24 protein-coding genes and 7 tRNA genes are annotated in these 26,379 nt (G+C 50.8%); 20 read left to right on the top strand and 11 right to left on the bottom strand.

The genetic code is table 11. From position 1 onward, the window contains the following. Positions 1-18: 18 nt before the first annotated feature. The 11 genes from pal to pnuC all read left to right on the top strand — a co-directional run bounded on the left by pal (position 19) and on the right by pnuC (position 4,485). A complete protein-coding gene (pal, locus tag ACJHXB_RS13585) occupies positions 19-540 on the top strand; it encodes a peptidoglycan-associated lipoprotein Pal (RefSeq protein ID WP_001295306.1) in 522 nt (173 codons plus the stop codon). A gap of 9 nt (positions 541-549) precedes the next feature. After that, positions 550-1,341, top strand: coding sequence for a cell division protein CpoB (cpoB, locus tag ACJHXB_RS13580; protein WP_000097573.1), 792 nt, complete (start codon positions 550-552; stop codon positions 1,339-1,341). A 164-nt stretch (positions 1,342-1,505) separates the two neighbouring features. After that, positions 1,506-1,581: transfer RNA gene (locus ACJHXB_RS13575), tRNA-Lys, on the top strand. 135 nt (positions 1,582-1,716) lie between these two features. Continuing rightward, a tRNA-Val gene (locus tag ACJHXB_RS13570) sits at positions 1,717-1,792 on the top strand. Positions 1,793-1,794: 2 nt separating this feature from the next. Continuing rightward, a tRNA-Lys gene (locus ACJHXB_RS13565) sits at positions 1,795-1,870 on the top strand. 51 nt (positions 1,871-1,921) lie between these two features. Further along, positions 1,922-1,997, top strand: a tRNA-Val gene (locus tag ACJHXB_RS13560). A gap of 3 nt (positions 1,998-2,000) precedes the next feature. Beyond that, positions 2,001-2,076, top strand: a tRNA-Lys gene (locus ACJHXB_RS13555). A gap of 146 nt (positions 2,077-2,222) precedes the next feature. Beyond that, positions 2,223-2,298 (top strand) — tRNA-Lys (locus ACJHXB_RS13550). Between the two features lie 33 nt (positions 2,299-2,331). Continuing rightward, positions 2,332-2,407: transfer RNA gene (locus ACJHXB_RS13545), tRNA-Lys, on the top strand. A gap of 277 nt (positions 2,408-2,684) precedes the next feature. Next, positions 2,685-3,728 (top strand): quinolinate synthase NadA, encoded by a 1,044-nt coding sequence (gene nadA / locus ACJHXB_RS13540; protein WP_000115279.1) that lies wholly within the window; start codon positions 2,685-2,687, stop codon positions 3,726-3,728. A 37-nt stretch (positions 3,729-3,765) separates the two neighbouring features. Beyond that, positions 3,766-4,485: a nicotinamide riboside transporter PnuC gene (gene pnuC / locus ACJHXB_RS13535; RefSeq protein WP_000345410.1), complete on the top strand. Its 720-nt coding sequence runs from the start codon at positions 3,766-3,768 to the stop codon at positions 4,483-4,485. On the opposite strand, the gene zitB is transcribed toward pnuC, so the two are convergent. Beyond that, on the bottom strand, positions 4,482-5,423 hold the full coding sequence (gene zitB / locus ACJHXB_RS13530) for a CDF family zinc transporter ZitB (RefSeq protein WP_000951276.1): 942 nt from the start codon (positions 5,421-5,423) through the stop codon (positions 4,482-4,484). The two genes, pnuC and zitB, sit on opposite strands and share 4 nt — an antisense overlap. 113 nt (positions 5,424-5,536) lie before the next feature. Continuing rightward, positions 5,537-5,917: a YbgS-like family protein gene (locus ACJHXB_RS13525; protein ID WP_000784342.1), complete on the bottom strand. Its 381-nt coding sequence runs from the start codon at positions 5,915-5,917 to the stop codon at positions 5,537-5,539. A gap of 315 nt (positions 5,918-6,232) precedes the next feature. Between ACJHXB_RS13525 and aroG the strand changes: the two genes are divergently transcribed. After that, entirely contained in the window at positions 6,233-7,285 is a 1,053-nt protein-coding gene (gene aroG, locus ACJHXB_RS13520) for a 3-deoxy-7-phosphoheptulonate synthase AroG (RefSeq protein WP_001109212.1), read from the top strand. Positions 7,286-7,450: 165 nt separating this feature from the next. Here the strand turns inward: aroG and gpmA are convergent, their stop codons facing one another. From gpmA to modE, 7 genes are all read right to left on the bottom strand, one after another. Next, positions 7,451-8,203 (bottom strand): 2,3-diphosphoglycerate-dependent phosphoglycerate mutase, encoded by a 753-nt coding sequence (gene gpmA, locus ACJHXB_RS13515; protein ID WP_001295305.1) that lies wholly within the window; start codon positions 8,201-8,203, stop codon positions 7,451-7,453. Positions 8,204-8,405: 202 nt separating this feature from the next. Beyond that, entirely contained in the window at positions 8,406-9,446 is a 1,041-nt protein-coding gene (gene galM, locus ACJHXB_RS13510; RefSeq protein WP_000931390.1) for a galactose-1-epimerase, read from the bottom strand. Next, the gene (galK, locus tag ACJHXB_RS13505; protein ID WP_000053413.1) at positions 9,440-10,588 is read right to left on the bottom strand and encodes a galactokinase; all 1,149 of its coding nucleotides are present in this window, start codon (positions 10,586-10,588) and stop codon (positions 9,440-9,442) included. The genes galM and galK overlap by 7 nt, the downstream gene beginning before the upstream one ends. A gap of 3 nt (positions 10,589-10,591) precedes the next feature. After that, a complete protein-coding gene (gene galT, locus ACJHXB_RS13500; RefSeq protein WP_000191508.1) occupies positions 10,592-11,638 on the bottom strand; it encodes a galactose-1-phosphate uridylyltransferase in 1,047 nt (348 codons plus the stop codon). Positions 11,639-11,647: 9 nt separating this feature from the next. Next, positions 11,648-12,664, bottom strand: coding sequence for a UDP-glucose 4-epimerase GalE (galE, locus tag ACJHXB_RS13495; protein WP_001265443.1), 1,017 nt, complete (start codon positions 12,662-12,664; stop codon positions 11,648-11,650). A gap of 260 nt (positions 12,665-12,924) precedes the next feature. After that, positions 12,925-14,397 (bottom strand): molybdate ABC transporter ATP-binding protein ModF, encoded by a 1,473-nt coding sequence (gene modF / locus ACJHXB_RS13490; protein ID WP_000096860.1) that lies wholly within the window; start codon positions 14,395-14,397, stop codon positions 12,925-12,927. Positions 14,398-14,464: 67 nt separating this feature from the next. After that, the gene (gene modE, locus ACJHXB_RS13485) at positions 14,465-15,253 is read right to left on the bottom strand and encodes a molybdenum-dependent transcriptional regulator (protein WP_001147439.1); all 789 of its coding nucleotides are present in this window, start codon (positions 15,251-15,253) and stop codon (positions 14,465-14,467) included. 128 nt (positions 15,254-15,381) lie between these two features. Here modE and acrZ point away from each other — a divergent pair, with 128 nt between their 5' ends. The 4 genes from acrZ to modC all read left to right on the top strand — a co-directional run bounded on the left by acrZ (position 15,382) and on the right by modC (position 18,220). Then, complete coding sequence (gene acrZ / locus ACJHXB_RS13480; RefSeq protein WP_000891515.1) at positions 15,382-15,531, top strand: multidrug efflux pump accessory protein AcrZ; 150 nt, start codon at positions 15,382-15,384, stop codon at positions 15,529-15,531. A gap of 165 nt (positions 15,532-15,696) precedes the next feature. Further along, a complete protein-coding gene (gene modA, locus ACJHXB_RS13475) occupies positions 15,697-16,470 on the top strand; it encodes a molybdate ABC transporter substrate-binding protein (RefSeq protein WP_000101994.1) in 774 nt (257 codons plus the stop codon). Then, the gene (gene modB / locus ACJHXB_RS13470) at positions 16,470-17,159 is read left to right on the top strand and encodes a molybdate ABC transporter permease subunit (RefSeq protein WP_000604031.1); all 690 of its coding nucleotides are present in this window, start codon (positions 16,470-16,472) and stop codon (positions 17,157-17,159) included. Before modA ends, modB begins: the two co-directional genes overlap by 1 nt. Positions 17,160-17,161: 2 nt before the next feature. Beyond that, positions 17,162-18,220, top strand: coding sequence for a molybdenum ABC transporter ATP-binding protein ModC (modC, locus tag ACJHXB_RS13465; protein WP_000891697.1), 1,059 nt, complete (start codon positions 17,162-17,164; stop codon positions 18,218-18,220). Here modC and ybhA read toward each other — a convergent pair whose 3' ends face one another. Continuing rightward, positions 18,221-19,039 carry a bifunctional pyridoxal phosphate/fructose-1,6-bisphosphate phosphatase gene (gene ybhA, locus ACJHXB_RS13460; RefSeq protein ID WP_000213425.1) on the bottom strand — a complete coding sequence of 273 codons (819 nt, stop codon included), beginning with the start codon at positions 19,037-19,039 and terminating at the stop codon, positions 18,221-18,223. A gap of 154 nt (positions 19,040-19,193) precedes the next feature. Between ybhA and pgl the strand changes: the two genes are divergently transcribed. Beyond that, entirely contained in the window at positions 19,194-20,189 is a 996-nt protein-coding gene (pgl, locus tag ACJHXB_RS13455) for a 6-phosphogluconolactonase (protein ID WP_000815432.1), read from the top strand. Positions 20,190-20,229: 40 nt separating this feature from the next. On the opposite strand, the gene ACJHXB_RS13450 is transcribed toward pgl, so the two are convergent. After that, complete coding sequence (locus tag ACJHXB_RS13450; RefSeq protein WP_000679972.1) at positions 20,230-21,183, bottom strand: LysR family transcriptional regulator; 954 nt, start codon at positions 21,181-21,183, stop codon at positions 20,230-20,232. Positions 21,184-21,366: 183 nt separating this feature from the next. On the opposite strand from ACJHXB_RS13450, the gene ACJHXB_RS13445 reads away from it, so the two are divergent. From ACJHXB_RS13445 to ACJHXB_RS13435, 3 genes are all read left to right on the top strand, one after another. After that, positions 21,367-22,419 carry a 4-oxalomesaconate tautomerase gene (locus ACJHXB_RS13445; RefSeq protein ID WP_000723663.1) on the top strand — a complete coding sequence of 351 codons (1,053 nt, stop codon included), beginning with the start codon at positions 21,367-21,369 and terminating at the stop codon, positions 22,417-22,419. Between the two features lie 75 nt (positions 22,420-22,494). Continuing rightward, complete coding sequence (locus tag ACJHXB_RS13440; RefSeq protein ID WP_001036486.1) at positions 22,495-23,928, top strand: anion permease; 1,434 nt, start codon at positions 22,495-22,497, stop codon at positions 23,926-23,928. Positions 23,929-24,110: 182 nt separating this feature from the next. Beyond that, positions 24,111-26,372 (top strand): hydratase, encoded by a 2,262-nt coding sequence (locus ACJHXB_RS13435; protein WP_000593892.1) that lies wholly within the window; start codon positions 24,111-24,113, stop codon positions 26,370-26,372. The last annotated feature ends 7 nt before the right edge of the window (positions 26,373-26,379 follow it).

Genomic DNA, 26,379 nt, shown 5'->3' with positions numbered 1-26,379 from the left:
AGTAAAGGAATCATTGAAATGCAACTGAACAAAGTGCTGAAAGGGCTGATGATTGCTCTGCCTGTTATGGCAATTGCGGCATGTTCTTCCAACAAGAACGCCAGCAATGACGGCAGCGAAGGCATGCTGGGTGCCGGCACTGGTATGGATGCGAACGGCGGCAACGGCAACATGTCTTCCGAAGAGCAGGCTCGTCTGCAAATGCAACAGCTGCAGCAGAACAACATCGTTTACTTCGATCTGGACAAGTACGATATCCGTTCTGACTTCGCTCAAATGCTGGATGCACATGCAAACTTCCTGCGTAGCAACCCGTCTTACAAAGTCACCGTAGAAGGTCACGCGGACGAACGTGGTACTCCGGAATACAACATCTCCCTGGGTGAACGTCGTGCGAACGCCGTTAAGATGTACCTGCAGGGTAAAGGCGTTTCTGCAGACCAGATCTCCATCGTTTCTTACGGTAAAGAAAAACCTGCAGTACTGGGTCATGACGAAGCGGCATACTCCAAAAACCGTCGTGCGGTACTGGTTTACTAAGAGAATTGCATGAGCAGTAACTTCAGACATCAACTATTGAGTCTGTCGTTACTGGTTGGTATAGCGGCCCCCTGGGCCGCTTTTGCTCAGGCACCAATCAGTAGTGTCGGCTCAGGCTCGGTCGAAGACCGCGTCACTCAACTTGAGCGTATTTCAAATGCTCACAGCCAGCTTTTAACCCAACTCCAGCAACAACTCTCTGATAATCAATCCGATATTGATTCCCTGCGCGGTCAGATTCAGGAAAATCAGTATCAACTGAATCAGGTCGTGGAGCGGCAAAAGCAGATCCTGTTGCAGATCGACAGCCTCAGCAGCGGTGGTGCAGCGGCGCAATCAACCAGCGGTGATCAAAGCGGTGCGGCGACATCAACGACGCCGACAGCTGATGCTGGTACTGCGAATGCTGGCGCGCCGGTGAAAAGCGGCGATGCAAACACGGATTACAATGCAGCAATTGCGCTGGTGCAGGATAAATCCCGCCAGGATGACGCAATGGTGGCATTTCAGAATTTCATCAAAAATTACCCTGATTCAACTTACCTGCCAAACGCCAATTATTGGCTGGGTCAGTTAAACTACAACAAGGGTAAAAAAGATGATGCGGCGTATTATTTTGCTTCGGTAGTGAAAAACTATCCGAAGTCACCGAAGGCTGCAGATGCGATGTTTAAAGTCGGCGTCATCATGCAGGACAAAGGTGACACCGCAAAAGCGAAAGCCGTATACCAGCAGGTTATCAGTAAATACCCTGGTACTGATGGCGCTAAACAGGCGCAAAAACGTCTGAACGCGATGTAATGCATAACACACGACCAGAAGTCGCATTATTTCTGGTCGTGTCGTGCGAATCATAAGCAGTTGAGTGATCTACATCGAAATTTTTGTTGCGCTCAAGTCTGAAATCAGTAATATATGCCGCCGTTGCCACGGGATATCAAACAAACCGAAAGCAACGAAAAAGTGGGTCGTTAGCTCAGTTGGTAGAGCAGTTGACTTTTAATCAATTGGTCGCAGGTTCGAATCCTGCACGACCCACCAATCGCTAAGGTGGACGCGGTAGTAAAACGTGAAGGATAACGTTGCGTCAGCAACGGCCCGAAGGGCGAGACGAAGTCGAGTCATCCTGCACGACCCACCACTAACCTAGTTAGTTGTAGTATCCAGCGTAGTATCGGGTGATTAGCTCAGCTGGGAGAGCACCTCCCTTACAAGGAGGGGGTCGGCGGTTCGATCCCGTCATCACCCACCACCGGGTCGTTAGCTCAGTTGGTAGAGCAGTTGACTTTTAATCAATTGGTCGCAGGTTCGAATCCTGCACGACCCACCACTAATTACGGTGGGTTCGGTGGAAGTAGTTTGTAGTATCCAGCGCAGTATCGGGTGATTAGCTCAGCTGGGAGAGCACCTCCCTTACAAGGAGGGGGTCGGCGGTTCGATCCCGTCATCACCCACCACTCGGGTCGTTAGCTCAGTTGGTAGAGCAGTTGACTTTTAATCAATTGGTCGCAGGTTCGAATCCTGCACGACCCACCAATTTTAACATCAAACTCAGATGTTAAGCGTGAAGGATAACGTTGCGTCAGCAACGGCCCGTAGGGCGAGCGAAGCGAGTCATCCTGCACGACCCACCAATTTTAAAGATTGGTTCCGAGTAGAAATCTTTCAGGTAACACCCGTATGGGTCGTTAGCTCAGTTGGTAGAGCAGTTGACTTTTAATCAATTGGTCGCAGGTTCGAATCCTGCACGACCCACCATCCTGAATGATTAAAGCAGCATAATCCCGCAAGGGGTCGTTAGCTCAGTTGGTAGAGCAGTTGACTTTTAATCAATTGGTCGCAGGTTCGAATCCTGCACGACCCACCAATGTAAAAAAGCGCCCTAAAGGCGCTTTTTTGCTATTCAGGCATCTCTCAATTTCAATTCTTAACCCAGATGACATACTCCGCGTTTGCTGCGTAAACAACTTTACGTCGGAGAAATAAGACGCAAAGTGTGGCATTCGGCATCTCATACGTAATTCGAGTGACTTTTCCCCACCATTCGACTATCTTGTTTAGCATATAAAACAAATTACACCGATAACAGCGAATATTACGCTCATGTCGGTTTTAACGTTAAGCCTGTAAAACGAGATGGTAAGATGAGCGTGATGTTTGATCCAGACACGGCGATTTATCCTTTCCCCCCGAAGCCGACGCCGTTAAGCATTGATGAAAAAGCGTATTACCGCGAGAAGATAAAACGTCTGCTAAAAGAACGTAATGCGGTGATGGTTGCCCATTACTATACCGATCCCGAAATTCAACAACTGGCAGAAGAAACCGGTGGCTGTATTTCTGATTCTCTGGAAATGGCGCGCTTCGGTGCAAAGCATCCCGCTTCTACGTTGTTAGTCGCTGGGGTGAGATTTATGGGAGAAACCGCCAAAATTCTCAGTCCGGAAAAAACAATTCTGATGCCGACACTTCAGGCTGAATGTTCACTGGATCTCGGCTGCCCTGTTGAAGAATTTAACGCATTTTGCGATGCCCATCCCGATCGTACTGTCGTCGTCTACGCCAACACTTCTGCTGCGGTAAAAGCGCGCGCAGATTGGGTGGTAACTTCAAGCATTGCCGTCGAACTTATTGATCATCTGGATAGTTTGGGTGAAAAAATCATCTGGGCACCTGACAAACATCTGGGGCGTTACGTGCAAAAACAGACGGACGCAGACATTTTATGCTGGCAGGGTGCCTGCATTGTGCATGATGAGTTTAAGACTCAGGCGTTAACCCGCTTGCAAGAAGAATACCCGGATGCTGCCATACTGGTGCATCCAGAATCACCGCAAGCTATTGTAGAGATGGCGGATGCGGTCGGTTCCACCAGTCAACTGATCGCTGCTGCGAAAACATTGCCACATCAGCGACTTATCGTGGCAACCGATCGGGGTATTTTCTACAAAATGCAGCAGGCGGTGCCAGATAAAGAGTTACTGGAAGCACCAACCGCGGGTGAGGGCGCAACCTGCCGCAGCTGCGCGCATTGTCCGTGGATGGCCATGAATGGCCTTCAGGCCATCGCAGAGGCATTAGAACAGGAAGGAAGCAATCACGAGGTTCATGTTGAGGAAAGGCTGCGAGAGAGGGCGCTGGTGCCGCTCAATCGTATGCTGGATTTTGCGGCTACACTACGTGGATAACGAATAATAAGGCGTAACGTTACGCTTTGGGGGAAAGATGGATTTTTTTAGTGTGCAGAATATCTTGGTACATATACCAATAGGGGCAGGCGGTTATGATCTCTCATGGATCGAAGCGGTAGGCACGATCGCCGGGTTGCTGTGTATTGGCCTTGCCAGTCTGGAGAAGATCAGCAACTACTTCTTTGGCCTGATCAACGTCACCTTGTTTGGCATTATTTTCTTTCAGATTCAGCTGTATGCCAGCCTGCTATTACAGGTGTTTTTCTTTGCCGCGAATATTTACGGTTGGTATGCGTGGTCGCGACAAACCAGTCAGAACGAGGCGGAGTTGAAAATTCGCTGGTTGCCATTGCCGAAGGCGCTAAGCTGGTTGGCGGTTTGCGTTGTTTCGATTGGTCTGATGACGGTATTTATCAATCCGGTGTTTGCATTTTTGACCCGCGTGGCAGTCATGATCATGCAAGCATTAGGATTACAGGTTGTGATGCCTGAACTGCAACCGGACGCTTTCCCGTTCTGGGATTCATGCATGATGGTGTTATCTATCGTGGCAATGATTCTGATGACGCGTAAGTATGTGGAAAACTGGCTGTTGTGGGTGATTATTAACGTGATTAGCGTCGTTATTTTTGCACTTCAGGGCGTTTACGCCATGTCTCTGGAGTACATCATCCTGACCTTTATTGCCCTCAACGGCAGCCGGATGTGGATCAACAGCGCACGCGAAAGAGGTTCACGCGCGCTGTCCCATTAATGGTGATGATGTGAATGGCCAGACACCCCTTCATTCAGGTGGCAGTCTGGCCCATGACAAGGTTGATATTCCATCTGAATGGTGGCGTGCTCAATCTGATAGTGATCCATCAGGTAGTGTTGGATCTGATCTAACAAGGCATCGTGATCGTGTGGCGGGATCACCTGCACATGCAGCGTCATCACCGGCTTCTCGCCTACCATCCATACATGTACATGGTGCACATTGCGGACTTCCGGGATTTCCCGGCACATACGACGCTTCAGTTCGGCGATATCCAGCGATACCGGTGCACCTTCAAGTAATTCATTCACGCTATCTTTCAACAGTCGCCACGCGCTACGCAGAACCAGAAGCGACACCAGTATTGAGAGAATGGGGTCAGCAGGTGTCCAGCCGGTCCAGATAATAATCAACGCGGCAATAATAGCCCCAACCGAACCCAGCAGGTCCCCGAGCACATGCAGTGCCGCTGCTCGCACGTTGAGGTTTTTCTCTTCGCTGCCGTGATGAAGTAACCAGAAAGAAAGTATATTTGCCAGCAGCCCAGCCACGGCAATTGCCATCATCATGCCGCCCTCGACCGGACGCGGAGTGCGGAAGCGTTCTATCGCCTCCCAGACAATCAAAATAGTAATCACCACCAGGGCGATGGCATTCACAAACGCCGCGAGCGTGGTCAATCTTAGCCAACCGAAAGTGTGGCGAATGGTGGGAGGACGACGGGAAAATTGCACTGCGAGTAGGGCGAAAAGCAGGGCGGCAGTATCGGTCAACATATGACCCGCATCGGCCAGCAATGCCAGAGAACCGGAAAGAAAACCACCAATGACTTCTACGAGCATAAACCCGGCAGTCACGCCGAAAGCATACAACAAGCGACGAGCATTATTATCTTCTGGCAGGTGTGAGGAAGTGTGTGAGTGTGAGTGCGCCATGACGAGTCATCCCTTAATTATTCTCACTTAACTTTATGACATCATACTGCTTTTAGAAGGGAAAAATTAAAAGGGAGAGACTCCGCTCTCCCATTATTGGCTATTTCGCAGGGTTACTGCGTGGTACCGTCGGTTTTGGTATCGACATCATTGTTGATGCCATCACCGGTTTGGACTTTTTTATTGATATCCGGGCAGCGACCATCTTTGCACATGGTGTTCTTGTGCTCTTCATCTTTGGTCATGCCGTCGTTGTTCATTGAAGAACCATCCGGATGCAGCATTGTGCCTCCAGAACCGGTATTTACCCCGTTATTGTCGACGTTATTTGGCGCGACATTTTCACGGGCGTCAGGGGCTACCTGGCCCGCATCAGCTGCGGCGTTTGCCTGGCCGTTATTGCTTTGCGCTCCGCTATCGGCTGCCAGTGCGGCACCGCTGGCAAGGCTTAGAGTGGCAGTCAAAAATAGTGTGGCCAGTTTTGTCATTTTCATAGGATGCTCCTGTTATGGTCGTTATGTCGGATAACCTCTTCCAACAGTGCATTTGCAGGTGAATATAAGGCAATGGTTTAAGATTTCAGCCAGGCAAAGATACCCAGCAGAGAATCTTGAAATAATTAACAAACAAAGGAGTTACAGTTAGAAATTGTAGGAGAGATCTCGTTTTTCGCGACAATCTGGCGTTTTTCTTGCTAATTCCAGGATTAATCCGTTCATAGTGTAAAACCCCGTTTACACATTCTGACGGAAGATATAGATTGGAAGTATTGCATTCACTAAGATAAGTATGGCAACACTGGAACAGACATGAATTATCAGAACGACGATTTACGCATCAAAGAAATCAAAGAGTTACTTCCTCCTGTCGCATTGCTGGAAAAATTCCCCGCTACTGAAAATGCCGCGAATACGGTCGCCCATGCCCGAAAAGCGATCCATAAGATCCTGAAAGGTAATGATGATCGCCTGTTGGTTGTGATTGGTCCGTGCTCAATTCATGATCCTGTCGCGGCTAAAGAGTATGCCACTCGCTTGCTGACGCTGCGTGAAGAGCTGCAAGATGAGCTGGAAATCGTGATGCGCGTCTATTTTGAAAAGCCGCGTACTACGGTAGGCTGGAAAGGGCTGATTAACGATCCGCATATGGATAACAGCTTCCAGATCAACGACGGTCTGCGTATTGCCCGAAAATTGCTGCTCGATATTAACGACAGCGGTCTGCCAGCGGCGGGTGAATTCCTGGATATGATCACCCCACAATATCTCGCTGACCTGATGAGCTGGGGCGCAATTGGCGCACGTACTACGGAATCGCAGGTGCACCGCGAACTGGCGTCTGGTCTTTCTTGCCCGGTAGGCTTCAAAAATGGCACTGATGGTACGATTAAAGTGGCTATCGATGCCATTAATGCCGCCGGTGCGCCGCACTGCTTCCTGTCCGTAACGAAATGGGGGCATTCGGCGATTGTGAATACCAGCGGTAACGGCGATTGCCATATCATTCTGCGCGGCGGTAAAGAGCCTAACTACAGCGCGAAGCACGTTGCTGAAGTGAAAGAAGGGCTGAACAAAGCAGGCCTGCCAGCACAGGTGATGATCGATTTCAGCCATGCTAATTCGTCCAAACAATTCAAAAAGCAGATGGATGTTTGTGCTGACGTTTGCCAGCAGATTGCCGGTGGCGAAAAGGCCATTATTGGCGTGATGGTGGAAAGCCATCTGGTGGAAGGCAATCAGAGCCTCGAGAGCGGGGAGCCGCTGGCCTACGGAAAGAGCATCACTGATGCCTGCATCGGCTGGGAAGATACCGATGCTCTATTACGTCAACTGGCGAATGCAGTAAAAGCGCGTCGCGGGTAAGGTTTAATTGTCGGATGCGCCGTCAGAGTGGCGTATCCGATGAATCACCGTAGCCCTGACAAGACGCGTAGCGTCGCATCAGGCAATGTGCTCCATTGTTAGCAACGACAAACAAAAAAGCCGGCTCACTTGCAGTCGGCTTTCTCATTTTTAAGCGAATGACGTTTACTTCGCTTTACCCTGGTTCGCAACGGCCGCTGCTTTCGCCGCGATCTCGTCAGCATTACCCAGATAATAGCGTTTCAACGGTTTGAAATTCTCGTCGAACTCATACACCAGTGGCACACCAGTCGGGATATTCAGCTCAAGAATCTCTTCTTCGCTCATGTTATCGAGATATTTCACCAGCGCACGTAACGAGTTACCGTGTGCGGCGATGATTACGCGCTCACCGCTCTTCATACGCGGCAGAATGGTTTCATTCCAGTAAGGGATCACGCGGTCAATGGTCAGCGCCAGGCTTTCCGTCAGTGGCAGTTCTTTCTCGCTCAGCTTCGCGTAACGTGGATCGTGACCCGGATAACGCTCATCATCTTTAGTCAGTTCCGGCGGAGTCACTGCAAAACCACGACGCCACTGTTTTACCTGCTCGTCGCCATACTTTTCAGCAGTTTCTGCTTTGTTCAGACCCTGCAACGCACCGTAGTGACGTTCGTTCAGTTTCCAGGATTTCTCAACGGGCAGCCATGCCTGATCCAGTTCGTCCAGCACATTCCACAGGGTATGAATAGCGCGTTTCAGCACAGAGGTGTAAGCAAAGTCAAAGCTGTAACCTTCCTCTTTCAGCAGCTTACCTGCTGCTTTTGCTTCGCTTACGCCTTTCTCAGACAGATCCACGTCGTACCAACCGGTGAAACGGTTTTCTTTGTTCCACTGACTTTCGCCATGACGAACCAGAACCAGCTTAGTTACAGCCATATACTTACTCCTCAAATCATCTTTTAATGATAATAATTCTCATTATATTGCCGTGACGAAGCAACAGCAATGCTTACGCATAACCATAGCGAAAATAGTGTCGCAGTGTAAGGTTGTTGTGAATATTGAGTTGCAAATATGTCGGTGTTTGCTGGTGATTTGAACAATATGAGGATAAAGCCCTCATGACGAGGGCTTAACATTACTGAGCAATAAACTGATATTCCGTCAGGCTGGAATACTCTTCGCCAGGACGCAGGAAGCAGTCTGGTTGCGGCCATTCAGGGTGGTTCGGGCTGTCCGGCAGAAATTCGCTTTCCAGAGCCAGCCCTTGCCAGTCGGCGTAAGGTTCGGTTCCCCGCGACGGTGTGCCGCCGAGGAAGTTGCCGGAGTAGAATTGCAGAGCCGGAGCGGTGGTGTAGACCTTCAGCTGCAATTTTTCATCTGCTGACCAGACATGCGCCGCCACTTTCTTGCCATCGCCTTTGGCCTGTAACAAGAACGCGTGATCGTAACCTTTCACTTTGCGCTGATCGTCGTCGGCAAGAAACTCACTGGCGATGATTTTGGCGCTGCGGAAATCAAAAGACGTTCCGGCGACAGATTTCAGGCCGTCGTGCGGAATGCCGCCTTCATCAACCGGCAGATATTCGTCCGCCAGAATCTGCAACTTGTGATTGCGCACGTCAGACTGCTCGCCGTCAAGATTGAAATAGACGTGATTAGTCATATTCACCGGGCAAGGTTTATCAACTGTGGCGCGATAAGTAATGGAGATACGGTTATCGTCGGTCAGACGATATTGCACCGTCGCACCGAGATTACCCGGGAAGCCCTGATCGCCATCATCTGAACTCAGGGCAAACAGTACCTGACGATCATTCTGGTTCACAATCTGCCAGCGACGTTTGTCGAACCCTTCCGGGCCGCCGTGCAGCTGGTTAACGCCCTGACTTGGCGAAAGCGTCACGGTTTCACCGTCAAAGGTATAACGGCTATTGGCGATGCGGTTGGCATAACGACCAATAGAGGCCCCCAGAAACGCGGCCTGATCCTGATAGCATTCCGGGCTGGCACAGCCGAGCAGCGCCTCGCGGACGCTGCCATCGGAAAGCGGAATACGGGCTGAAAGTAAAGTCGCACCCCAGTCCATCAGCGTGACTACCATCCCTGCGTTGTTACGCAAAGTTAACAGTCGGTACGGCTGACCATCGGGTGCCAGTGCGGGAGTTTCGTTCAGCACTGTCCTGCTCCTTGTGATGGTTTACAAACGTAAAAAGTCTCTTTAATACCTGTTTTTGCTTCATATTGTTCAGCGACAGCTTGCTGTACTGCAGGCACCAGCTCTTCCGGGATCAGCGCGACGATACAGCCGCCAAATCCGCCGCCGGTCATGCGTACGCCACCTTTGTCGCCAATCACAGCTTTGACGATTTCTACCAGAGTGTCAATTTGCGACACGGTGATTTCGAAATCATCGCGCATAGAGGCATGAGACTCCGCCATCAACTCGCCCATACGTTTCAGGTCGCCTTGCTCCAGCGCGTTGGCAGCTTCAACGGTGCGGGCGTTTTCAGTCAGGATATGACGCACGCGTTTCGCCACGATTGGGTCCAGTTCATGCGCAACAGCGTTGAACTCTTCAATGGTGACATCGCGCAGGGCTGGCTGCTGGAAGAAACGCGCACCGGTTTCGCACTGTTCACGACGGGTGTTGTATTCGCTGCCAACCAGGGTACGTTTGAAGTTACTGTTGATGATGACGACAGCCACACCTTTGGGCATGGAAACTGCTTTGGTCCCCAGTGAGCGGCAGTCAATCAGCAAGGCATGATCTTTCTTGCCGAGTGCGGAAATTAGCTGATCCATGATCCCGCAGTTACAGCCAACAAACTGGTTTTCTGCTTCCTGACCGTTAAGCGCGATTTGTGCGCCGTCCAGCGGCAGATGATAAAGCTGCTGCAATACGGTTCCGACCGCGACTTCCAGTGAAGCGGAAGAACTTAACCCAGCACCCTGCGGCACATTGCCGCTGATCACCATGTCCACACCGCCGAAGCTGTTGTTACGCAGTTGCAGATGTTTCACCACGCCACGAACGTAGTTCGCCCATTGATAGTTTTCATGCGCGACAATGGGCGCATCGAGGGAAAACTCGTCGAGCTGATTTTCATAATCGGCTGCCATTACGCGAACTTTACGGTCATCGCGTGGCGCACAGCTGATCACGGTTTGATAATCAATCGCGCAGGGCAGAACGAAACCGTCGTTGTAGTCGGTGTGTTCACCAATCAAATTCACGCGGCCAGGCGCCTGAATGGTGTGAGTGGCAGGGTAGCCAAATGCGTTGGCAAACAGAGATTGTGTTTTTTCTTTCAGACTCATTTCTTACACTCCGGATTCGCGAAAATGGATATCGCTGACTGCGCGCAAACGCTCTGCTGCCTGTTCTGCGGTCAGGTCTCGCTGGGTCTCTGCCAGCATTTCATAACCAACCATAAATTTACGTACGGTGGCGGAGCGCAACAGAGGCGGATAAAAGTGCGCGTGCAGCTGCCAGTGTTGATTCTCTTCGCCATTAAATGGCGCGCCGTGCCAGCCCATAGAGTAGGGGAAGGAGCACTGGAAGAGGTTGTCATAACGACTGGTCAGCTTTTTCAACGCCAGCGCCAAATCGCTGCGCTGGGCGTCGGTCAAATCGGTGATCCGCAAAACGTGGGCTTTGGGCAGCAGTAGCGTTTCGAACGGCCAGGCAGCCCAGTAAGGCACAACGGCTAACCAGTGTTCGGTTTCGACAACGGTACGGCTACCGTCTGCCAGCTCGCGCTGAACATAATCCACCAGCATTGGCGATTTCTGCTCGGCAAAATATTCTTTTTGCAGGCGGTCTTCGCGCTCAGCTTCGTTAGGCAGGAAGCTATTTGCCCAAATCTGTCCGTGCGGATGCGGGTTAGAGCAGCCCATCGCCGCACCTTTGTTTTCAAAGACCTGCACCCATGGGTATGTTTTCCCCAGTTCTGCGGTTTGCTCCTGCCAGGTTTTGACGATTTCCGTCAATGCCGCAACGCTGAGTTCTGGCAACGTTTTACTGTGATCCGGTGAAAAGCAGATCACCCGGCTGGTACCGCGCGCGCTCTGGCAACGCATCAGCGGATCGTTGCTTTCTGGCGCATCTGGCGTGTCAGACATCAAGGCCGCAAAGTCATTAGTGAAAACGTAAGTCCCGGTGTAATCGGGGTTTTTATCGCCTGTCACCCGCACATTACCTGCGCAGAGGAAGCAATCTGGATCGTGCGCAGGTAACACCTGTTTGGCTGGCGTTTCCTGCGCCCCCTGCCAGGGGCGCTTAGCGCGGTGCGGTGAAACCAGAATCCATTGCCCGGTGAGCGGGTTGTAGCGGCGATGTGGATGATCAACGGGATTAAATTGCGTCATGGTCGTTCCTTAATCGGGATATCCCTGTGGATGGCGTGACTGCCAGTGCCAGGTGTCCTGCGCCATTTCATCGAGTGTGCGCGTCACGCGCCAGTTCAGTTCACGGTCGGCTTTGCTGGCGTCCGCCCAGTAGGCCGGAAGGTCGCCCTCGCGACGCGGTGCAAAATGATAGTTAACTGGTTTGCCGCAGGCTTTGCTGAAGGCATTAACCACGTCCAGCACGCTGCTGCCTACGCCAGCGCCGAGGTTGTAGATGTGTACGCCTGGCTTGTTCGCCAGTTTCTCCATCGCCACGACGTGACCGTCCGCCAGATCCATTACGTGGATGTAATCGCGTACGCCAGTACCGTCTTCGGTCGGATAATCGTTACCAAAAATCGCCAGCGAGTCGCGACGGCCTACAGCAACCTGGGCGATGTATGGCATCAGGTTATTCGGAATGCCTTGCGGATCTTCGCCCATATCGCCCGACGGATGTGCGCCAACCGGGTTGAAGTAGCGCAGCAGGGCAATGCTCCAGTCCGGCTGGGCTTTTTGCAGATCGGTGAGGATCTGTTCAACCATCAGTTTGCTTTTGCCGTAAGGGCTTTGCGGTGTGCCGGTCGGGAAGCTTTCAACGTATGGAATTTTGGGCTGATCGCCATAGACGGTGGCGGAGGAGCTAAAAATAAAGTTTTTGACGTTCGCGGCGCGCATGGCGCTAATCAGGCGCAGGGTGCCGTTAACATTGTTGTCGTAATATTCCAGCGGTTTTTGTACCGATTCGCCAACGGCTTTCAGCCCGGCGAAGTGGATCACAGTGTCGATAGCGTGATCGTGCAGGATCTCGGTCATCAACGCTTCGTTACGGATATCGCCTTCAACAAACGTTGGATGTTTGCCGCCTAAACGCTCGATAACAGGCAGTACGCTGCGCTTACTGTTACAGAGGTTATCAAGAATGATGACATCATGACCGTTTTGCAGTAATTGCACACAGGTATGACTTCCAATGTAACCGCTACCACCGGTAACCAGAACTCTCATAATTCGCTCCATTAGGCTTATGGTATGAAATAACCATAGCATAACAAAGATGCGAAAAGTGTGACATGGAATAAATTAGTGGAATCGTTTACACAAGAATTTAGCCGTTTTTTATGCGCGATTAAGTGATTATAAAACAGAGGGTTTATGAATGATTGCGCTTTTTATCTGAAAAAAGTCGCGGTTTCATGCCTGCATGCGTCGAACCGTTGGCCGGAGAGGGCGTTTAGGCCGCCTCCGGTACAGTCAGCATTACCGACTCAGTTTATTTTTGTCAGCGCATAGCGATAAAAGTCACCGTCCGGCACGAACTCAAGACGATGGGTAATACAGGCAGGCGCATCTTCAGCGTGGTGCGAAACAAACAACAATTGCGTTTCACCTTCGCTAATCAGCACATCAACAAAACGGCGGATAAGCTGGCGATTGAGTGGATCAAGCCCCTGTAGTGGTTCATCGAGAATAAGCAACGTCGGATGTTTCACCAGTGCGCGGACAATCAGCGCCAGACGCTGCTGTCCCCAGGAAAGACTATGGAAAGGAGCGTCAGCCGTGCGTTTATCAATGCCGAGAATATCCAGCCACTGCTGCACCAGCTTTTGCTGGCGATCCGAAACGGCCTGATAAATGCCAATCGAATCAAAATAACCAGACAGGATCACATTACGCACGGTAGTGCTGACCCGGTAATCCAGATGCAAACTACTGCTGACGTAACCGATATGCTTTTTGATATCCCAGATGGTTTCGCCGCTGCCGCGACGTCGTCCGAAAAGCGTTAAATCGTTGCTGTAACCTTGCGGATGATCGCCAGTAATCAGGCTTAATAACGTCGATTTTCCCGCGCCATTTGGCCCGACAATTTGCCAGTGTTCGCCTGGATTCACCTGCCAGCTAAGGTTATTAAGAATGGGGCGATCGTTATAAGAAACCACGCCATTGTTCAGCACAATGCGCGGTTCGTTGGCGGGTAAGGCGTGACGTGCTGAAGGTTCATCCGGCTCCGGCAGTTGTACACCTTCAAGCTGTTCGCTATGCGCCAGTTGCGCAACGAGTGCTTGTTGGAGCAGTTCCTCTTTAGCGCCCGTTTCCGCTAACGTACAATCCGCCAGCACGCCAGCAAACTGGACAAATTCCGGGATCTCATCGAAGCGATTGAGCACCAGTACCAGAGTAATACCGGACTGATGTAACGAGGCGAGTAGCTCAGCCAGCTGCTGACGTGAGGCAACATCCAGGCCATCGAACGGCTCATCAAGAATCAACAAGTCAGGCTCCGACATCAGCGCCTGACACAGCAGGGTTTTTCGCGTCTCGCCAGTGGAAAGGTATTTAAAGCGTCGGTCGAGGAGGGCGGTAATACCGAACTGCTGCGCCAGTTGCATACAACGCGGTGCATCCTTTACTTCATCCTGAATGATTTCAGCCGTGGTACGCCCGGTGTCATCTTCGCCAGGGCCGAGCATATCGGTGTTATTCCGCTGCCATTCGTCGCTGACGAGCTTTTGCAATTGCTCGAAGGAGAGACGAGTGATGTGGGAAAACTGGCTTTGCCGCTCACCTTTCAAAAGCGGAAGTTCCCCCGCCAGCGCGCGGGCCAGGGCCGATTTCCCGCTTCCATTCGAACCGACAAACGCCCAACTATCACCCGCGTTTAACGTTAGCTGAGGCAATTGCAGCGTTTTTGTGTCGCTAAGACGAAACGTGCCTTGCAAAATTTGCAATGATGACATTTTATATCCCATTTTGTGCAGCGATTACTGACAGGGATACGTGTTTCATAACAAATTGTCAACACGCTTAGCACAGCGTGGCGATAATCACGCTGTCGGCATTAAAGTAGGCCGTGACATTCTGTCCTTGCTGAAGAGAAGTCGCTTCATTTACCGGCACTGTGGCGCACAGTGTTTGCCCGTCGGGTAGCGCCATTAATACTTCGCACTGCTCTGCGCCGCGCTCAATATGACTAATAATACCCGGTAATTGGTTGTCGGCGTTTTGTGCGACCGCTTCGTCCTGAGTAATGCCTACCCACGGCGCTTTTAGTAATATCAACACTTCTTTGCCTTCATCCAGCCCCAGACGCGCGCCGCTTTGTGCGGTAATTGCGACTTTCAGGCGTGTTTTTCCGTCAGCCAGTAAGACATCAACATGCTGTTGAACGTCATCATGATCGCGGGCGGTGATGGTGCCAAACCATTGGTTACGGGCGCTGGTTTGCAGTGAAAAACGTGAGATCGCGGCCAGCAGGCTGTTCAGCGGCAGGGCGTCATCGTCACTTAACACATCAAAGGCTTTTTGCTGGATTTGCGCCAGTAAGTCATAGAGCTGAATCAGTCGCTGACCATAGCGGGTCAGTACTGCGCCGCCGCCACCTTTACCGCCTGTTGCGCGCTCGACCAGAATATGCTCACTTAACTGATTCATTTCGTTAATGGCATCCCAGGCGCTTTTATAGCTGATACCGGCATCTTTCGCTCCCTGGCTAATGGAACCGGAAAGCGCAATGTGTTTTAGTAGCGAAATGCGGCGCGGGTCGGCGAATAATTTTTGTTGGAGCTTAAGGGTGAGAAGGATTTCGGCCTGCATAACAATATCCTGGCAAAAGTCTTATTGTGACGGAAAACGGACGCCACGCAAAGCTGACCGCACAAAAGGGGAGTGCTTTTCTGTGCTTAGCGGTTAGAATAGTCTCATGACTATATCTGGAGTTGACCATGTTAGAGTTATTAAAAAGTCTGGTATTCGCCGTAATCATGGTACCTGTCGTGATGGCCATCATCCTGGGTCTGATTTACGGTCTTGGTGAAGTATTCAACATCTTTTCTGGTGTTGGTAAAAAAGACCAGCCCGGACAAAATCATTGATTCCCTGAATGCCCGCTTAGTCGGGCATTTCTTTTTCTCAACTTCCTGCTTTTCCTGCCGATATTTTTTCTCATCTACCTCACAAAGGTTAGCAATAACTGCTGGGAAAATTCTGAGTTAGCCGTTATATTGTCGCCTACATAACGTTACATTAAGGGGTTACCAATGGCTCGTAAATGGTTGAACTTGTTTGCCGGGGCGGCACTCTCTTTCGCTGTTGCTGGCAATGCACTGGCAGATGAAGGGAAAATCACGGTGTTCGCCGCCGCATCACTGACTAACGCAATGCAGGACATTGCTACGCAGTATAAAAAAGAGAAAGGCGTGGATGTGGTTTCTTCTTTCGCTTCGTCATCTACTCTCGCCCGTCAGATTGAAGCGGGTGCGCCTGCGGATCTGTTTATTTCTGCCGATCAGAAATGGATGGATTATGCGGTTGATAAAAAAGCGATCGATACAGCTACGCGTCAGACACTGCTCGGCAATAGCCTGGTCGTTGTAGCACCGAAAGCCAGCGAGCAGAAAGATTTCACCATCGACAGCAAAACCAACTGGACTTCGCTGCTGAATGGCGGTCGTCTGGCGGTTGGCGATCCGGAACATGTTCCCGCTGGCATTTATGCAAAAGAAGCACTGCAAAAACTGGGCGCATGGGATACGCTCTCCCCGAAACTGGCTCCGGCGGAAGATGTTCGTGGCGCGCTGGCGTTGGTCGAACGCAATGAAGCGCCGCTGGGCATAGTTTACGGTTCTGACGCAGTTGCCAGCAAAGGGGTAAAAGTGGTCGCCACCTTCCCGGAAGATTCGCATAAAAAAGTGGAATACCCGGTTGCTGTTGTGGAAGGGCATAACAATGCGACAGTGAAAGCATTTTATGATTATTTGAAAGGGCCGCAGGCTGCGGAAATCTTTAAACGTTACGGATTTACAACCAAGTAATGATACTGACCGATCCAGAATGGCAGGCGGTTTTACTAAGCCTGAAAGTTTCTTCCCTGGCTGTGCTGTTTAGCCTGCCGTTTGGGATCTTTTTTGCCTGGTTACTGGTGCGTTGCACGTTTCCGGGCAAAGCTCTGCTCGACAGCGTACTGCATCTACCGCTGGTGTTACCGCCCGTGGTCGTCGGTTACTTATTATTAGTTTCGATGGGACGGCGCGGATTTATCGGTGAACGTCTGTATGACTGGTTTGGCATTACCTTCGCCTTTAGCTGGCGCGGCGCGGTTCTCGCTGCCGCCGTCATGTCGTTTCCGCTGATGGTGCGGGCAATTCGTCTGGCGCTGGAAGGTGTTGATATCAAACTGGAACAGGCCGCAAGAACACTGGGTGCCGGGCGCTGGCGCGTTTTCTTTACTATCACGTTACCGCTGACCTTACCGGGCATTATTGTTGGTACGGTACTGGCTTTTGCTCGTTCTCTCGGTGAGTTTGGTGCAACCATCACCTTTGTGTCGAACATTCCTGGTGAAACGCGAACCATTCCTTCTGCCATGTATACCCTGATCCAGACCCCCGGCGGGGAAAGTGGCGCGGCGAGACTGTGCATTATTTCTATTGCACTGGCGATGATCTCCCTGTTGATTTCAGAATGGCTGGCCAGAATCAGCCGTGAACGGGCGGGGCGCTAATCATGCTGGAACTGAATTTTTCCCAGACGTTGGGCAACCATTGCCTGACCATTAATGAAACGCTGCCCGCCAATGGCATCACTGCTATCTTTGGCGTCTCCGGTGCCGGAAAAACTTCGCTGATTAACGCCATCAGTGGACTGACGCGCCCGCAAAAAGGGCGGATTGTCCTCAATGGGCGGGTACTAAATGATGCCGAAAAAGGTATCTGCCTGACGCCAGAAAAGCGTCGCGTTGGCTATGTTTTTCAGGATGCGCGGCTGTTCCCGCATTACAAAGTGCGTGGCAATCTGCGCTACGGCATGTCGAAAAGTATGGTCGATCAGTTCGATAAGCTGGTGGCGCTTTTAGGCATTGAACCGTTGCTTGACCGTTTACCAGGCAGCCTGTCCGGAGGCGAAAAACAGCGCGTGGCGATTGGTCGGGCTTTGCTGACAGCACCGGAATTGCTGTTGCTGGATGAACCGCTGGCGTCACTGGATATTCCGCGTAAACGCGAACTGTTGCCTTATCTGCAACGGCTGACACGGGAAATCAACATTCCGATGTTGTATGTCAGCCATTCGCTGGATGAGATCCTCCATCTGGCAGACAGAGTGATGGTACTGGAAAACGGTCAGGTGAAAGCCTTTGGCGTGCTGGAGGAAGTGTGGGGCAGTAGCGTGATGAATCCGTGGCTGCCGAAAGAGCAACAAAGTAGCATTCTGAAAGTGACGGTGCTTGAGCATCATCCGCATTACGCGATGACCGCGCTGGCGCTGGGCGATCAGCATTTGTGGGTCAATAAGCTGGACGAACCGCTGCAAGCTGCGCTACGCATCCGCATTCAGGCTACCGATGTCTCGCTGGTTTTACAACCGCCGCAGCAAACCAGCATTCGTAACGTATTGCGGGCAAAAGTTGTTAATAGTTATGACGACAACGGCCAGGTGGAAGTGGAGCTGGAAGTCGGCGGTAAAACGCTGTGGGCGCGTATCAGCCCGTGGGCCAGGGATGAACTGGCGATCAAACCAGGCTTGTGGCTGTACGCGCAAATTAAAAGTGTGTCGATAACCGCCTGATTAAATCAGGTGGCTATAAATGAACTGGGCAATGCTGTCGGTGGTGTTATCACCAATCACAATGTTGGCGCGCGCTTTTACCGCGTCATCGGCGTTGCCCATCGCCACGCCTGTACCAGCGGCTTCCAGCATACTGATATCATTAAAGTTATCGCCGAATGCCACGACGTTTTCCATCGACCAACCTTGTGCCTCAACCCATTTCGTCAAACGTTTACCTTTGCTGTTGCCGCCGCGTGCAATATCAACCTGATCGTGCCAGGACCATTCACACTCCAGTCCCAGTTCATGTTCGACATGCTTACCAAAATGCTGCAATTGCGGCAGGTCATCGTGCGTCAGGGCGAACTTCCATACGGCGTTAACTTGTTGCGCCGTTTCAGCCAGAGAAGCGACTTGTGTGAAAGTCGGACGCTGTTCCGGCGGCAGGGTTTGCGCCCAGTTAGACGTGCGAATGACATGCCCGGTCGGGTGCTCATAGACCATTGCATCATCGACATACATCAGACCGTGAATGTGGTGTTCATTCAGCATCTCAATGAGTTGCAGGGCTTTATTAACGGGCATTGGGTCCGCTTCCAGCACTGTTTTTGCATGATAATCATACAAATAGGTGCCATTACAGCAAATAGCAGGTGTATCCAGCGCCAGCGCCTGATAAAAAGGATGAATAGCGACGTGATGGCGACCTGTGACGATGATTAATTGATAGCCTGCTTCGCGAGCGCGGGCCAGGGCTTCTATCGATGATGGAAGCAAGGTCTTTTTCGGGGTCAATAAGGTGCCGTCTAAGTCGAGAGCAATCACGCGTGTGGTCATGGCGTATTCCAGATTAAGGTTAAGAATTTTCTTCTGCGCGAATGGTACACCGATACCACTATCGGACAAAATTCTGCGTTTTAATTCAGCATTCACCGCCAAAAGCGACTAATTTTAGCTGTTACAGTCAGTTGCTAAATGCAAAGGAGCATTCATGAAGCAAACAGTTTATATCGCCAGCCCTGAGAGCCAGCAAATTCACGTCTGGAACCTGAATCATGAAGGCGCACTGACGCTGACACAGGTTGTCGATGTGCCGGGGCAGGTGCAGCCGATGGTGGTCAGCCCGGACAAACGTTATCTCTATGTTGGTGTGCGCCCTGAGTTTCGCGTCCTGGCGTATCGTATCGCCCCGGACGATGGCGCACTGACCTTTGCCGCAGAGTCTGCGCTGCCGGGTAGTCCGACGCATATTTCCACCGATCACCAGGGGCAGTTTGTCTTTGTTGGTTCTTACAATGCGGGTAACGTGAGCGTAACGCGTCTGGAAGATGGCCTGCCAGTGGGCGTCGTCGATGTGGTCGAGGGGCTGGACGGTTGCCATTCCGCCAATATCTCACCGGACAACCGTACGCTGTGGGTTCCGGCATTAAAGCAGGATCGCATTTGTCTGTTTACGGTCAGCGATGATGGTCATCTGGTGGCACAGGACCCTGCGGAAGTGACTACCGTTGAAGGGGCCGGCCCGCGTCATATGGTATTCCATCCAAACGAACAATATGCGTATTGCGTCAATGAGTTAAACAGCTCAGTGGATGTCTGGGAACTGAAAGATCCGCATGGCAATATCGAATGTGTCCAGACGCTGGATATGATGCCGGAAAACTTCTCCGACACCCGTTGGGCGGCTGATATTCATATCACCCCGGATGGTCGTCATTTATACGCCTGCGACCGTACCGCCAATCTGATAACTGTTTTCAGCGTTTCGGAAGATGGCAGCGTGTTGAGTAAAGAAGGCTTCCAGCCAACGGAAACCCAGCCGCGCGGCTTCAATGTTGATCACAGCGGCAAGTATCTGATTGCCGCCGGGCAAAAATCTCACCACATCTCGGTATACGAAATTGTTGGCGAGCAGGGGCTACTGCATGAAAAAGGCCGCTATGCGGTCGGGCAGGGACCAATGTGGGTGGTGGTTAACGCACACTAACCGCTGATTTACCCGGCGCAGTCTCTTCTGCGCCGGTGTATTAACCTATCTCCTGTAACGCATGTCTCTGGCGTTCGACGATATTGGTCCACAAATTGTCTTTATCGTCAGTCCACAAATTAATCAGCAAGGCAAAAAAGCGTTCAGCTGCCGGAGAAAGCACGGCATCTTTGCGGCGAATAATCCCCAATGTCCGACGTATAACCGGTTCCACCAGCGGGATACCAATAATCGAAGAATAGGGTGCATGGGGCATTGCCAGACCAGGAAGCGCCGAAATCCCCAGTCCCGCCTCCACCAGTCCTAATGACGTCGAAAGATGACGCACTTCGTAAAACCAGTCCAGCTTCCAGGGCTTGTCGGCCAGCTGTTGTTCTATCAACAGTCGGTTGCCGCTGGAGGAGCGTACGCCAATCATTTTGTAACCCACTAACTCCTGCCATTCTACAAGCTGCTTTTTGGCCAATGGATGGTCACGCCGACAGGCCAGCACGAACGGCTCGTTGACCAGTGGGGTAAAATCAATGGATGAATTTGTGACGTTGTTCATGTTTATGCCAAAGTCTGATTCGTTACACAGCACCGATTCCATGCAATTATTCGTGCCTTGTTCCAGAATCCGCACTTTAATATTGGGATACAGCTCATTAAATTTACCGATTGCCAGCGGTAAAAAATAAAATACCGCGGTCGGAATACACGCTAACGTCACCATACCACGATGATAAGCATTCATATCACGAATATTAAAAAGCGTTTCATCGAATTTCTTTATTAATTCCCGCGCCTCCGGGAGCAACCTTTTTCCTGCTTTTGTTAACGTAACCTTGCGAGTTGTACGCTCAAATAGTTGAATATGTAAATCTTCCTCCATCTTTTTTATTCTTCGCGTTAATGCAGGTTGCGTAATATTGAGTAATTTAGCGGCATTGTTAAATGAACTGGACTCTGCCAGTATGACAAATGCCTTCATACTTGATAATTCATGCTTCATTATTACTCCGAAAAATGGAAGCGTCGATTTTGGGTGGCTGGCCGTTAAAAATTTTAACTGCATTTAGCCAACTTAAATTAATGAAAAAATGTTATTAATCGTTGAGCTAAAGTCATTAGAGATGCTTTGCCCTTAATGTAACCATATCGCAATAAGTTATGTTTTTAAATTGAGGGCATTATTATGAAAAAAATACCCTGCGTGATGATGCGAGGTGGAACCTCGAGGGGCGCGTTCCTGTTAGCGGAACATCTACCCGAAGATCAAACGCAGCGCGATAAAATATTGATGGCAATTATGGGTTCCGGTAACGATCTGGAAATTGACGGTATTGGCGGCGGTAATCCGCTGACCAGTAAAGTCGCCATTATTAGCCGTTCCAGCGATCCGCGTGCAGATGTCGATTATCTGTTTGCTCAAGTTATCGTCCATGAGCAACGTGTCGATACCACGCCTAACTGCGGCAATATGCTGTCTGGGGTTGGGGCATTCGCCATTGAAAATGGTTTGATTGCAGCGACTTCGCCAGTTACCCGCGTACGTATCCGCAACGTCAATACTGGTACGTTCATCGAGGCTGATGTGCAAACGCCAAATGGTGTTGTCGAGTACGAGGGTAGCGCCAGAATTGACGGCGTACCGGGTACTGCCGCACCGGTTGCGCTCACTTTCCTGAATGCCGCCGGAACCAAAACCGGAAAAGTCTTCCCGACTGATAATCAGATTGATTATTTTGACGATGTCCCGGTGACCTGTATCGATATGGCGATGCCAGTTGTCATTATTCCTGCTGAATATCTGGGAAAAACAGGCTATGAATCACCGGCGGAGCTGGATGCCGACAAAGCATTATTAGCCCGCATTGAATCTATCCGTCTACAAGCGGGTAAAGCAATGGGCTTAGGCGATGTCAGTAATATGGTTATCCCTAAACCTGTGCTTATTTCTCCAGCGCAGAAAGGCGGAGCAATTAATGTGCGTTATTTTATGCCGCATTCTTGCCATCGCGCGCTGGCGATAACCGGAGCTATTGCCATTTCCAGTAGTTGTGCATTGGAAGGCACCGTCACCCGACAAATCGTCCCTTCTGTAGGATACGGCAATATCAATATTGAACACCCCAGTGGTGCGCTCGACGTTCATTTAAGTAATGAAGGTCAGGATGCCACGACGTTACGCGCATCTGTTATTCGGACAACCAGAAAAATATTTTCCGGTGAAGTTTATCTTCCCTGAAAAAATTCGTTGTCAGGATAAGGACAATCAATAAAGGACTTCTGTATGAGTCATACAGAAAGAACAGGATTTTAAATGAATAAGAAATCGTTATGGAAGCTAATTCTGATATTAGCGATCCCATGTATTATTGGCTTTATGCCAGCTCCGGCAGGATTAAGCGAACTGGCGTGGGTGCTTTTTGGTATTTACCTGGCGGCCATTGTGGGGCTGGTTATCAAGCCTTTCCCGGAACCTGTCGTACTGTTAATTGCCGTTGCTGCCTCAATGGTGGTGGTCGGTAACTTATCCGACGGTGCGTTTAAGACCACCGCCGTATTAAGCGGTTACTCTTCAGGTACCACCTGGCTGGTGTTCTCGGCGTTTACCTTAAGCGCCGCATTTGTGACCACCGGCTTAGGTAAACGTATAGCCTATCTGCTGATTGGTAAAATTGGTAGCACTACCCTGGGTCTGGGTTACGTTACGGTATTTCTCGATCTGGTACTGGCTCCGGCAACACCGTCTAACACCGCGCGTGCGGGCGGTATTGTGTTACCGATCATCAACAGCGTGGCGGTGGCTTTGGGGTCCGAACCGGAAAAAAGTCCGCGTCGTGTCGGACATTACCTGATGATGTCCATTTACATGGTCACCAAAACCACCAGCTATATGTTCTTTACCGCAATGGCGGGGAATATTCTGGCGCTGAAAATGATCAACGACATTCTGCACCTGCAAATTAGCTGGGGTGGATGGGCGCTGGCCGCTGGATTGCCGGGTATCATTATGCTGCTGGTCACCCCGCTGGTGATTTACACCATGTATCCGCCAGAAATTAAGAAGGTGGATAACAAAACCATCGCCAAAGCGGGCCTTGCCGAACTGGGACCGATGAAAATCCGCGAAAAAATGCTGCTCGGTGTCTTCGTGCTGGCGCTGCTGGGCTGGATTTTCAGTAAGTCACTGGGGGTTGATGAATCCACCGTGGCAATCGTTGTTATGGCGACTATGCTGCTGCTGGGTATCGTTACCTGGGAAGACGTGGTTAAAAATAAAGGCGGCTGGAATACCTTAATCTGGTACGGCGGTATTATCGGCTTAAGCTCCTTATTATCGAAAGTTAAATTCTTCGAATGGTTAGCTGAAGTCTTTAAAAATAACCTGGCATTTGATGGTCACGGTAACGTTGCTTTCTTCGTTATTATTTTCCTCAGCATTATCGTGCGTTATTTCTTCGCTTCCGGTAGTGCCTATATCGTTGCCATGTTACCAGTATTTGCCATGCTGGCGAACGTCTCCGGCGCGCCGTTAATGTTAACCGCGCTGGCACTGTTGTTCTCTAACTCCTATGGCGGCATGGTTACTCACTATGGCGGCGCGGCAGGTCCGGTCATCTTTGGCGTGGGTTACAACGATATTAAATCCTGGTGGTTGGTCGGTGCGGTACTGACGATATTAACCTTCCTGGTGCATATCACCCTCGGCGTGTGGTGGTGGAATATGCTGATCGGCTGGAACATGCTGTAAATATACTCGTCATACTTCAAGTTGCATGTGCTGCGTCTGCGTTCGCTCACCCCAGTCACTTACTTATGTAAGCTCCTGGGGATTCACTCGCTTGTCGCCTTCCTGCAACTCGAATTATTTAGAGTATATCCATTTATTATCTTTCTGCGCACTTTCCGGTGCGCAGATATCTGGAGCATTTGATGATCAAGTTATCTGAAAAAGGCGTGTTTCTCGCCAGTAATAACGAAATAATTGCCGAAGAACATTTCACCGGCGAAATTAAAAAAGAAGAAGCAAAAAAAGGCACTATTGCCTGGTCTATTCTCTCTTCTCATAATACGTCCGGAAATATGGATAAACTTAAAATTAAGTTTGATTCATTAGCCTCTCACGATATTACCTTTGTTGGTATTGTACAGACCGCTAAAGCGTCCGGTATGGAACGTTTCCCGCTGCCGTATGTGCTGACCAACTGCCATAACTCACTCTGCGCCGTCGGCGGCACCATTAACGGTGATGACCATGTTTTTGGTTTATCGGCAGCGCAGCGTTATGGCGGTATTTTTGTGCCTCCGCATATTGCGGTCATCCATCAATATATGCGTGAGATGATGGCAGGCGGCGGCAAAATGATCCTCGGGTCAGACAGCCACACCCGTTACGGTGCATTAGGGACAATGGCAGTCGGTGAGGGTGGCGGTGAGTTGGTAAAACAGCTGCTTAATGACACCTGGGATATCGACTATCCGGGCGTGGTTGCGGTGCATTTGACCGGAAAACCTGCGCCGCATGTGGGGCCACAGGATGTGGCGCTGGCTATCATCGGTGCCGTGTTCAAAAACGGCTACGTCAAAAACAAAGTGATGGAATTCGTAGGTCCCGGTGTTGCTGCGCTCTCTACCGATTTCCGTAACAGCGTTGACGTTATGACCACTGAAACGACCTGTTTAAGTTCTGTCTGGCAAACCGATGAAGAAGTCCATAACTGGCTGGCGCTGCACGGTCGCGGCCAGGATTACTGCCAGCTTAACCCTCAACCGATGGCGTACTACGATGGCTGCATCAGCGTTGATTTAAGCGCCATCAAACCAATGATTGCGCTGCCGTTCCACCCGAGCAACGTATATGAAATCGACACACTGAACCAGAACCTGACCGACATTCTGCGTGAGATTGAAATTGAGTCCGAGCGCGTGGCGCACGGTAAAGCCAAACTCTCGCTGCTGGATAAAGTCGAAAACGGTCGCCTGAAAGTGCAGCAGGGGATTATCGCGGGCTGTTCTGGCGGTAACTACGAAAACGTCATCGCGGCGGCGAATGCACTGCGCGGTCAATCCTGTGGCAATGACACCTTCTCGCTGGCGGTTTATCCGTCATCACAGCCGGTGTTTATGGATCTCGCCAAAAAAGGTGTGGTAGCAGATTTGATTGGCGCAGGCGCAATCATCAGAACCGCGTTCTGCGGCCCATGCTTTGGCGCGGGCGATACGCCAATCAACAACGGTTTGAGCATTCGCCACACCACGCGTAACTTCCCGAACCGCGAAGGCTCTAAGCCAGCCAATGGGCAGATGTCAGCGGTGGCGTTGATGGACGCTCGTTCTATCGCTGCGACTGCGGCAAACGGTGGCTATTTAACTTCTGCCAGCGAACTCGATTGCTGGGACAACGTGCCGGAGTACGCCTTCGATGTAACGCCGTATAAAAACCGTGTTTATCAGGGCTTTGTGAAAGGGGCAACTCAGCAACCGCTGATTTACGGACCGAACATTAAAGACTGGCCGGAATTAGGTGCGCTGACTGACAATATCGTCCTCAAAGTGTGCTCGAAGATCCTCGACGAAGTGACCACCACCGACGAACTGATCCCTTCCGGTGAAACCTCTTCTTATCGTTCAAATCCGATTGGTCTGGCGGAGTTTACCCTGTCACGCCGCGATCCAGGTTATGTTGGCAGAAGTAAAGCGACTGCTGAGCTGGAAAATCAGCGTCTGGCGGGGAATGTCAGCGAGCTGACAGAGGTGTTTGCGCGCATTAAGCAGATTGCTGGTCAGGAGCATATTGATCCGCTGCAAACTGAAATTGGCAGCATGGTCTATGCGGTGAAACCAGGCGATGGTTCTGCGCGTGAGCAGGCGGCGAGCTGCCAGCGTGTGATTGGCGGTCTGGCGAATATTGCCGAGGAGTACGCGACTAAACGCTACCGTTCTAACGTCATCAACTGGGGGATGTTACCGCTGCAAATGGCGGAAGCACCGAACTTTGACGTAGGTGATTACATTTACATCCCAGGCATTAAAGCGGCGCTGGATAATCCGGGTACGACGTTTAAAGGTTATGTGATCCATGAAGATGCGCCAGTAACAGAGATTACGCTCTATATGGAAAGTCTGACTGCTGAAGAGCGCGAGATTATCAAGGCGGGTAGTTTGATTAACTTCAATAAAAACCGTCAGATGTAAAAAAAGG

Source organism: Escherichia sp. WS3227_2 (assembly GCF_046486495.1).
In the GTDB taxonomy this organism is placed as follows: Bacteria; Pseudomonadota; Gammaproteobacteria; order Enterobacterales; family Enterobacteriaceae; genus Escherichia; species Escherichia coli.
The sequence above is the reverse complement of the archived record's forward strand: the minus strand, read 5'-3'. Positions and strand labels throughout refer to the sequence as shown.

Coding starts and splice junctions, on each gene's coding strand:
- pnuC (WP_000345410.1), top strand. CDS start 3,766: ATGGATTTTTTTAGTGTGCAGAATATCTTGGTACATATACCAATAGGG.
- aroG (WP_001109212.1), top strand. CDS start 6,233: ATGAATTATCAGAACGACGATTTACGCATCAAAGAAATCAAAGAGTTA.
- galT (WP_000191508.1), bottom strand. CDS start 11,638: ATGACGCAATTTAATCCCGTTGATCATCCACATCGCCGCTACAACCCG.
- zitB (WP_000951276.1), bottom strand. CDS start 5,423: ATGGCGCACTCACACTCACACACTTCCTCACACCTGCCAGAAGATAAT.
- galE (WP_001265443.1), bottom strand. CDS start 12,664: ATGAGAGTTCTGGTTACCGGTGGTAGCGGTTACATTGGAAGTCATACC.
- gpmA (WP_001295305.1), bottom strand. CDS start 8,203: ATGGCTGTAACTAAGCTGGTTCTGGTTCGTCATGGCGAAAGTCAGTGG.
- ACJHXB_RS13435 (WP_000593892.1), top strand. CDS start 24,111: ATGATCAAGTTATCTGAAAAAGGCGTGTTTCTCGCCAGTAATAACGAA.
- modF (WP_000096860.1), bottom strand. CDS start 14,397: ATGTCATCATTGCAAATTTTGCAAGGCACGTTTCGTCTTAGCGACACA.
- pgl (WP_000815432.1), top strand. CDS start 19,194: ATGAAGCAAACAGTTTATATCGCCAGCCCTGAGAGCCAGCAAATTCAC.
- ACJHXB_RS13445 (WP_000723663.1), top strand. CDS start 21,367: ATGAAAAAAATACCCTGCGTGATGATGCGAGGTGGAACCTCGAGGGGC.
- modC (WP_000891697.1), top strand. CDS start 17,162: ATGCTGGAACTGAATTTTTCCCAGACGTTGGGCAACCATTGCCTGACC.
- ACJHXB_RS13525 (WP_000784342.1), bottom strand. CDS start 5,917: ATGAAAATGACAAAACTGGCCACACTATTTTTGACTGCCACTCTAAGC.
- ACJHXB_RS13450 (WP_000679972.1), bottom strand. CDS start 21,183: ATGAAGCATGAATTATCAAGTATGAAGGCATTTGTCATACTGGCAGAG.
- galK (WP_000053413.1), bottom strand. CDS start 10,588: ATGAGTCTGAAAGAAAAAACACAATCTCTGTTTGCCAACGCATTTGGC.
- modB (WP_000604031.1), top strand. CDS start 16,470: ATGATACTGACCGATCCAGAATGGCAGGCGGTTTTACTAAGCCTGAAA.
- cpoB (WP_000097573.1), top strand. CDS start 550: ATGAGCAGTAACTTCAGACATCAACTATTGAGTCTGTCGTTACTGGTT.
- ACJHXB_RS13440 (WP_001036486.1), top strand. CDS start 22,495: ATGAATAAGAAATCGTTATGGAAGCTAATTCTGATATTAGCGATCCCA.
- ybhA (WP_000213425.1), bottom strand. CDS start 19,039: ATGACCACACGCGTGATTGCTCTCGACTTAGACGGCACCTTATTGACC.
- nadA (WP_000115279.1), top strand. CDS start 2,685: ATGAGCGTGATGTTTGATCCAGACACGGCGATTTATCCTTTCCCCCCG.
- acrZ (WP_000891515.1), top strand. CDS start 15,382: ATGTTAGAGTTATTAAAAAGTCTGGTATTCGCCGTAATCATGGTACCT.
- pal (WP_001295306.1), top strand. CDS start 19: ATGCAACTGAACAAAGTGCTGAAAGGGCTGATGATTGCTCTGCCTGTT.
- modA (WP_000101994.1), top strand. CDS start 15,697: ATGGCTCGTAAATGGTTGAACTTGTTTGCCGGGGCGGCACTCTCTTTC.
- modE (WP_001147439.1), bottom strand. CDS start 15,253: ATGCAGGCCGAAATCCTTCTCACCCTTAAGCTCCAACAAAAATTATTC.